At 68.7% G+C, this 7,934-nt stretch carries 6 protein-coding genes and 1 pseudogene; 3 read left to right on the forward strand and 4 right to left on the reverse strand.

Annotated elements, in window-relative coordinates; genetic code table 11:
- From RH94_RS45065 to hisC, 4 genes are all read right to left on the reverse strand, one after another.
- Positions 1–615, reverse strand: a 615-nt coding sequence (locus tag RH94_RS45065; protein ID WP_267893411.1) for an ABC transporter transmembrane domain-containing protein, incomplete at its 3' end; no start/stop codon positions are given.
- 59 nt (positions 616–674) lie between these two features.
- The gene (gene cydB, locus RH94_RS31235) at positions 675–1,679 is read right to left on the reverse strand and encodes a cytochrome d ubiquinol oxidase subunit II (RefSeq protein WP_073951702.1); all 1,005 of its coding nucleotides are present in this window, start codon (positions 1,677–1,679) and stop codon (positions 675–677) included.
- A gap of 20 nt (positions 1,680–1,699) precedes the next feature.
- Positions 1,700–3,205 (reverse strand): cytochrome ubiquinol oxidase subunit I, encoded by a 1,506-nt coding sequence (locus tag RH94_RS31240; protein WP_073951703.1) that lies wholly within the window; start codon positions 3,203–3,205, stop codon positions 1,700–1,702.
- 247 nt (positions 3,206–3,452) lie between these two features.
- On the reverse strand, positions 3,453–4,532 hold the full coding sequence (gene hisC / locus RH94_RS31245; RefSeq protein ID WP_073951704.1) for a histidinol-phosphate transaminase: 1,080 nt from the start codon (positions 4,530–4,532) through the stop codon (positions 3,453–3,455).
- 421 nt (positions 4,533–4,953) lie between these two features.
- Between hisC and RH94_RS31250 the strand changes: the two genes are divergently transcribed.
- The 3 genes and pseudogenes from RH94_RS31250 to RH94_RS45070 all read left to right on the forward strand — a co-directional run.
- A complete protein-coding gene (locus tag RH94_RS31250) occupies positions 4,954–6,066 on the forward strand; it encodes a LacI family DNA-binding transcriptional regulator (protein ID WP_073951705.1) in 1,113 nt (370 codons plus the stop codon).
- A gap of 334 nt (positions 6,067–6,400) precedes the next feature.
- On the forward strand, positions 6,401–7,492 hold the full coding sequence (locus RH94_RS31255) for a metallophosphoesterase (protein ID WP_107428875.1): 1,092 nt from the start codon (positions 6,401–6,403) through the stop codon (positions 7,490–7,492).
- Between the two features lie 181 nt (positions 7,493–7,673).
- Positions 7,674–7,934: pseudogene (locus RH94_RS45070) on the forward strand (hypothetical protein); the annotation flags it as partial.

Consider the following 7,934-nt stretch of genomic DNA (forward strand, 5'->3'; position numbering starts at 1 on the left):
CGCCACGACGTCCAGGAAGTGCCCGGACAGCCGGGACAGCAACCACCACTGACGGTCCATGCGGGACTGCGTGGCCCAGCCGATCAGCATCATGAAGACGGGGATCAGCGGAAGGGTGCCCACGATGATGGCCGCGGAGACCCAGTCCTCGGTGATGATCCGCGCGAGCACCGCCACCGGGACGACCACCGCCAGCCCCAGCTGCGGCAGATAGCGCGAGAAGTAGTCGTCCAGGGCGTCGACCCCGCGGGTGGCCAGGGCGACCAGCGAGCCGGTCCGCTGCCCGCTCAGCCAGCCGGGGCCGAGTGCCGTCGCGCGCTCCAGCAGCCGCCCGCGCAGCTCCGACTTCACCGCCGCGCTCGCCCGGTGCGCGGCGAGCTCGGTCAGCCAGGAGACCAGCGCACGGCCGCAGGCCACGGCCACCAACAGCAGCAGGGGCGTGCGAAGCCCGGCGACCGTCATCCGGTGCTGGAAAGCGCCCACCACCACCTCGGCGATGAGCATCGCCTGTGCGATCACCAGCCCCGCGCCGACGGCGCCCAGCCCGACGACGGCCACCAGGAAGATCCGGGTGGCACGGGCGTAACGGAGAAGTCGCGGATCGATCGGTTTCACGTGGAACATGCCCTTCGGCCCCGAGGGTGTGTTTCACGTGAAACACACCCTCACCGGACTCAGTGCGCGGGTTCGGCGATGTGCTGTGTGCCGATCCGCTTGCGGAACACCCAGTAGGTCCACCCCTGGTAGAGCAGGACGAGCGGCATGGCGATCACCGTGAGCCAGGTCATGATCTTCAGGGTGTAGGGACTGGAGGAGGCGTTGGTGACCGTCAGGCTCCAGTCCGCGTTGAGCGTGGACGGCATGACGTTCGGGAAGAGCGTCAGGAAGAGCATCGCCACAGCCGCCACGATGGTGACGCCGGACAGCGTGAACGACCACCCCTCGCGTCCCGCCTGGTTCGCCACCAGGGCGGCGACCAGCGCGGCGACCGCGGCGACCAGCGCGACCAGGCTCTTGCCGTCACCGCCGTCGGCCTGCGTCCACAGCAGGAAGGCCAGAGCCAGTACGGCCGCGACCAGCCCCACACGCTGCGCCAGCCGCCGCGCACGCCCCCGGATGTCACCGACGGTCTTGAGTGCCGCGAACACCGCACCGTGGAAGGTGAAGAGCGTCAGAGTGACCAGGCCTCCCAGCAGGGCATACGGGTTGAGCAGGTCCCAGACGTCACCCACGTACTCGAACTCGGAGTCGATCTTCACTCCGCGCACGATGTTCCCGAATGCCACGCCCCACAGGAACGCGGGGATGAGCGAGGTCCAGAAGATCGCCGTCTCCCAGTTGCGCTGCCAGCGCTCCTCCGGCCGCTTCGCCCGGTACTCGAAGGCGACACCCCGGACGATCAGGCTGATCAGGATGACCAGCAGCGGCAGGTAGAAGCCGGAGAAGAGCGTGGCGTACCACTCGGGGAAGGCGGCGAAGGTGGCGCCACCGGCCGTGAGCAGCCACACCTCGTTGCCGTCCCAGACGGGACCGATGGTGTTGATCAGCACCCGCTTCTCGGCACGGTCGCGGGCGAGCAGCCGGGTGAGGATCCCGATCCCGAAGTCGAAACCCTCCAGGAAGAAGTAGCCGATCCACAGGACGGCGATCAGAACGAACCAGACGTTGTGCAGTTCCATGACTGTGCGGCTCCCTCGGCCTAGTACGAGAAGGCCATCGGCTTGTCGGCGTCACGGAGATCGCCGCCGATCTTCGTGGGCGGGTTGAGGTCGGCCTCGGTGAGCTCGGGCGGGCCCGCCTTGACGTACTTGGCGAGCAGCTTGACCTCGATGACGGCCAGGGCGGCGTACAGCGCGGTGAAGACGCTCATCGAGGTGATGACCTCGGCCTGGGACACGCCGGGAGAGACCGCGTGCCGGGTCTGCATCAGGCCGTAGACGACCCAGGGCTGCCGGCCCATCTCGGTGAAGATCCATCCCCAGGCGTTGGCGATCAGCGGGAACGCCATCGTCCAGAGCGCCAGAAGCCAGTACAGCCGGCTGAGCCTCGGCCCGATCGGCTTCTTCAGCAGCACCAGATGCGGGACCTCGTCCTCCCCGGTGCGCAGGGCGGCCGGCAGCAGGAACCTCTTCCGCGTGAGCCAGAGCCCCAGCAGGGCGAGCGAGAAGGACGCCATACCGAAGCCGATCATCCAGCGGAAGCTCCAGTAGGCGACCGGGACGATCGGCCTGTAGTCACCCGGGCCGAACTTCTCCTGCAGGGCCTCATTGGTGTCGTTGATGCCGGGGACGGGTGAATCGAAGTCGCCGTGGGCGAGGAAGGACAGGAGCCCGGGGATCTCCAGGGCGACCTTGTTGTGCCCCTTGTCGACGTCCCCGTACGCGAAGACCGAGAAGGGCGCCGGACTCTCGCTCTCCCACAGCGCCTCGGCGGCAGCCATCTTCATGGGCTGCTGCTCGTACATGACCTTGCCGAGGGTGTCCCCGCTGACCGCGGTGAGCAGGCCCCCGACCGCCATGGTGACGAGGCCGAGCCGGAGCGAGGTGCGCATGACGGGGATGTGATTCCTGCGCATGAGGTGGAAGGCGGCGATGCCCACCATGAAGGCGCCGCCCGTCAGGAAGGCTGCCGAGAAGCTGTGGAAGACCTGGTTGAGCGTGGTGTTCTGGGTGAGTACCAGCCAGAAGTCGGTGAGCTCGGCCCGGCCCTTCTCCTCGTTGATCCGGTAGCCGACGGGGTGCTGCATCCAGGAGTTGGCCGCGAGGATGAAGTAGGCCGACACCAGCGTGCCGAACGAGACCATCCATATGCAGGCCAAGTGGATCTTCTTGGGCAGCTTGTCCCAGCCGAAGATCCACAGACCGATGAACGTGGACTCGAAGAAGAACGCGATCAGCGCCTCGAAGGCGAGCGGGGCGCCGAAGATGTCTCCGACGAAGCGGGAGTAGTCCGACCAGTTCATGCCGAACTGGAACTCCTGGACGATGCCGGTGACCACGCCCATGGCGATATTGATCAGGAAGAGCTTGCCCCAGAACTTGGTGGCTCTGAGGTACTTCTCCTTCTCCGTGCGCACCCAGGCGGTCTGCAGTCCGGCCGTCAGGGCGGCCAGCGAGATCGTCAGGGGGACGAACAGGAAGTGGTAGACGGTCGTGATGCCGAACTGCCAGCGCGCCAGTGTCTCCGGCGCCAAAGCCAGGTCCACGTCGTCACTCTCCTTACGTCACCGCTGTGGCGGTGGCCGTTTGCCCTGGTGTGTCCTGCACAACAGAGCAACAATCGGACTCGCTTGTGAACGCGTTCACATTCACAAGCAATTATGACGCACCTGTCCTCGAAGTCCGTAAGGGGGGTCCCCTCCTGCGTCAACCCCTCGAGCGCGACTTGCCGACGGGCAGCAAACAGGGCGGGCACCCCGGGACCCGCCCCGGTGCCCGCCCCGGCCGCGGCGCTCAGACCCCCTTGCGGAACGCCTCCGCCGCCTTCAGGAAGATGTCGTTCGCCTCGGCCTCCCCGACGGTCACCCGCACGCCCTCGCCCGGGAACGGCCGTATCACCACGCCCGCCTGCTCGCACGCCTCGGCGAAGGCGACCGTCCGCTCCCCCAGCCGCAGCCACACGAAGTTGGCCTGCGTCTCGGGCACCGTCCAGCCCTGCGCGCGCAGCCCGTCGACCACACGCGCGCGCTCGCACACCAGCGAACCGACCCGGCCCAGCAGTTCGTCCTCGGCCCGCAGCGAGGCGATCGCCGCCTCCTGGGCCAACTGGCTCACACCGAACGGCACCGCCGTCTTGCGCAGCGCCGCCGCCACCGGCTCATGGGCGATCGCGAAGCCGACCCGCAGCCCGGCGAGGCCGTAGGCCTTGGAGAACGTACGCAGCACACAGACGTTCGGCCGGTCGCGGTAGAGCATCACACCGTCCGGCACCTCGGGGTCGCGGATGAACTCGCGGTAGGCCTCGTCCAGCACCACCAGCACATCGGAGGGCACACGGTCGAGGAAGCGTTCCAGCTCGGCCCGCCGCACCACCGTGCCGGTCGGGTTGTTCGGGTTGCAGACGAAGACCAGGCGGGTGCGGTCGGTGATCGCGTCCGCCATCGCGTCCAGGTCGTGCACCTCACCCGAGGTCAGCGGTACCTGCACGGAGGTCGCCCCGCTGACCTGCGTGATGATCGGGTACGCCTCGAAGGACCGCCAGGCGTAGACGACCTCGTCGCCGGGGCCGCTGGTGGACTGGATCAGCTGCTGGGCGACACCGACGGAACCGGTGCCGGTGGCCACGTGGGAGGCCGGCACGCCGAAGCGCTCGGCCAGTTCCTCGGTCAGGGCCGTGCACGCCATGTCCGGGTAACGGTTGAAGGAGCAGGCGGCCGCCGTCACCGCCTCCACCACTCCCGGCAGCGGCGGGTAGGGGTTCTCGTTGGAGGACAGCTTGTACGCCACCGGGCCGCCGGCCGCGGCGGGCCTTCCCGGCTTGTAGGTGGGGATACCCTCCAGCTCGGCACGCAGCTTCGGGCTCGTCTCGCTCACCGCAGTCCTCCTCGTGACCACCACCGGCTTCCAATACTGCACACCTTATGAGGATTGGGCGCCGCTGCGTATGGGTCGGACGCGACCACCTGTGCACCAGCTCCGACCTCATGGGTCACACTGGCATCAAGGGCATCACCATACGAAGACATACGAATCGAGGGGCGCGTCAAGATATATCTACGCGCCGGTGGCTCACGCCGTGGCGCGCATCCCTCGTGAAGGTGAGTTGAGACCTCTTCGAAACATCGAGGGCTCGGCAGGTCCATGCGTGTCGCCACGTCAGGTCCTGGCATTGCTTCGCCTAACTGACATGGTTTCAAAGGAAAATGAGCCTGGATGACCATGCAGAAACGTGCCTGTCAACGAGTGCATATGCGTCCGCACTACCCCACCGCATGAGCCCTACTATCGGCTCGCCATGACAGCAGCAGGGAAGCACCAGGTGAGCCGCGCGGAAACCTCACGCCGAGGCGGCCGGCCGGGCCGGGCGGGCATCAGAGACGTGGCCGCCGCCGCCGGAGTCTCCATCACGACCGTCTCCGACGCCCTCAACGGCAAGGGACGGCTCCCCGATGCCACCCGACGGCATGTCCGCGAGGTCGCCGACCGGCTGGGGTACCGCCCCTCGGCCGCGGCCCGCACCCTCCGTACCGGCAAGTCGGGCCTCATCGGCCTGACCGTGACGACCTACGGGGATGAACCTTTCACCTTCACCGAGTTCGCGTACTTCGCCGAGATGGCCCGCGCCGCCACCTCGGCCGCGCTCGCCCGCGGCTACGCCCTCGTGATCCTGCCCGCGACCTCGCGCCACGACGTGTGGTCGAACGTCGCCCTGGACGGCACGGTCGTCATCGACCCCTCCGACCAGGACCCGGTCGTCAGCGAGCTGGTCCGCCAGGGCTTACCCGTGGTCAGCGACGGCCGCCCGGCCGGCACGCTCCCGGTCACCGCCTGGGTCGACAACGACCACGAGGCCGCCGTCCTCGGCATCCTCGACCACCTCGCCGAGGCCGGCGCCCGCCGCATCGGCCTGCTCACCGGCACCACCACGGACACGTACACCCACCTGTCGACGACCGCCTACCTGCACTGGTGCGAGCGCGTCGGCCAGGACCCGGTCTACGAGGCCTACCCCGCCCACGACCCGTGCGCGGGCGCCGTCGCCGCCGACCGGCTGCTGGCCCGCCCCGACCGGCCCGACGCCGTCTACGGACTGTTCGACCCCAACGGCACCGATCTGCTCGCCGCCGCCCGCCGCTACGGCCTGCGCGTCCCCGAGGACCTGCTGCTGGTGTGCTGCAGCGAGTCCACCGTGTACGCCAGCACCGAGCCCCCCATCACCACGCTGTCCCTGAAGCCGCGCCGGATCGGCACGGCGGTCGTCCAGCTCCTCATCGACGCGATCGAAGGCGTCGAGTCGGACCACCCGGTCGAGCAGGTCATACCGACCGAGCTGATCGTGCGCACCTCGTCCCAGCGACGCCCGCAACGCCGGACGATCAGCCCACCACGTACATCGGACGGGCATTAGGGCCGGTCCGGCGGATCATGCCGCGGACGCGGGGTCCGGTGCGCACCCCCAGCTCTCGGCGATGAACAGAGGGACCCCCCGTCGCCCCCGCTCACCCGGGCCGGCGGGCGACCGCCGACTTCCTGCGCCTTGATCCACCGGACAGGCCCTGAGCAAGGCGGCCGCGGGGCCGCCGAAGACCGGTCAATCGGGGCGAAAGCCGCAGCGGACCGGAGTCCTGTTCCGATTCACCACCCCTGGGTCATCACATGGCGCGATCCGCATTCCTATGATGGGCCCACGACACCGCGGGCCGCTGCGACCAGGCAGTCCGAAGCGGTGCAGATGCGGCGCGATGGTGGAGGGGTCGATGACTCAGGGGGCCGGTCAGGGACCCGAGGTGGAGCGCACGGCGACGCTGCGCGACTTCCGGGTGCCCGCATACGTCAACGAGACCGGTCCGTACGCCCACGGCATGCCCCCCGCCGAGACGGCCCGGCCGGCCCGGACGGGCTACTCCGACGCGTACACGCCCACCGAGCGCGACCTGCCGGTCATCAACCGCGGTGACACGGTTCAGGTGGCCGTCGACCCGGCCCCCGCACCCGCCGCGCAGCCCGGCACCGGCCCGGGTCCCCTGTACGTCGTCGGTGACGTGCACGGCTACCTCGACCAGTTGGTGGCCGCCCTCCAGGAGAAGGGGCTCATCGGCTCCGCCGGCCAGTGGTGCGCGGGCAACGCGCGGCTGTGGTTCCTCGGCGACTTCACCGACCGCGGCCCCGACGGCATCGGTGTCATCGACCTCGTGATGCGGCTGTCCGCCGAGGCGGCCGCCGCCGGCGGCTACTGCAAGGCCCTCATGGGCAACCACGAGCTGCTGCTGCTCGGCGCCAAGCGATTCGGCGACACCCCCGTCAACTCCAGCGCGGGCACCGCCACCTTCCAGGCGGCCTGGCTGCTCAACGGCGGCCAGAAGTCCGACATGGACCGCCTCCAGGACCACCATCTGCAGTGGATGGCCCGCCTCGACGCGGTCGAGGAGGTCAACGGCTATCTGCTCGTGCACTCCGACACCACCGCCTATCTCGACTACGGCGCCTCGATCGAAGAGGTCAACGACACCGTCCGCGAGACGCTCACGCGCAACGACGTGAACGAGGTCTGGGACCTGTTCCGCAAGTTCACCAAGCGCTTCTCCTTCCGCGACGAGGGCGGCGCCGACGCCGTACGCTCCCTGCTCCATACGTACGGCGGCACCCGAATCGTTCACGGCCACAGCCCCATCCCCTATCTGCTGGGCGAAGTCGGCTCCGAGGACGGTGACGAGAGCACAGGTCCGGTCGTGGAGGGACCCCACGTCTACGCCGACGGACTCGCCATCGCGATGGACGGCGGCGTGACCATGGCCGGAAAGCTGCTGGTCCAGCAACTCCCGCTGGAAAACTGACTGTTCACCGGGCAGCCGCCCTGCGGAGACGACCGCGCAGGTCGGCACCCAATTTGTGGAAACCCCCTGTCACCGCGCACCGTCACGGCTCTACCATCGGCTTATCCGTAGCAGGCTCCCCTCCGTTTCTGCCCGACGGCTCGCCACCGTGCGAGCCCCAAGCCCTACGGAGCATCGGGGGATGCACATGAACAGCGTTCCGCAGCACCTGCTGAGCGAGGACCGCCAGGAATACGAGCGGATCCTCGATGAGGCGCTGCGCTCCGCCCCACACCGCCCGGAACTGGCCGCTGTCGGACAGCGGCTCACCTCGGAACAACTGCGCACCATGGCGCTGGACGCCACCGCTCTGATCACGGCGGCCGCGGCGACCGAGTACCACCATTACGTCAAGGTCCGCGAGGAGCTGCACCGGCCGGCGCCGGCCACCCTGACCACCACC

It is taken from the genome of Streptomyces kebangsaanensis (genome assembly GCF_001906585.1).
GTDB lineage: Bacteria > Actinomycetota > Actinomycetes > Streptomycetales > Streptomycetaceae > Streptomyces > Streptomyces kebangsaanensis.

Bases quoted from the DNA above. Each gene is read 5' to 3' on its own strand.
- cydB (WP_073951702.1), bottom strand. From the start codon at position 1,679: ATGGAACTGCACAACGTCTGGTTCGTTCTGATCGCCGTCCTGTGGATC.
- RH94_RS31250 (WP_073951705.1), top strand. From the start codon at position 4,954: ATGACAGCAGCAGGGAAGCACCAGGTGAGCCGCGCGGAAACCTCACGC.
- RH94_RS31255 (WP_107428875.1), top strand. From the start codon at position 6,401: ATGGTGGAGGGGTCGATGACTCAGGGGGCCGGTCAGGGACCCGAGGTG.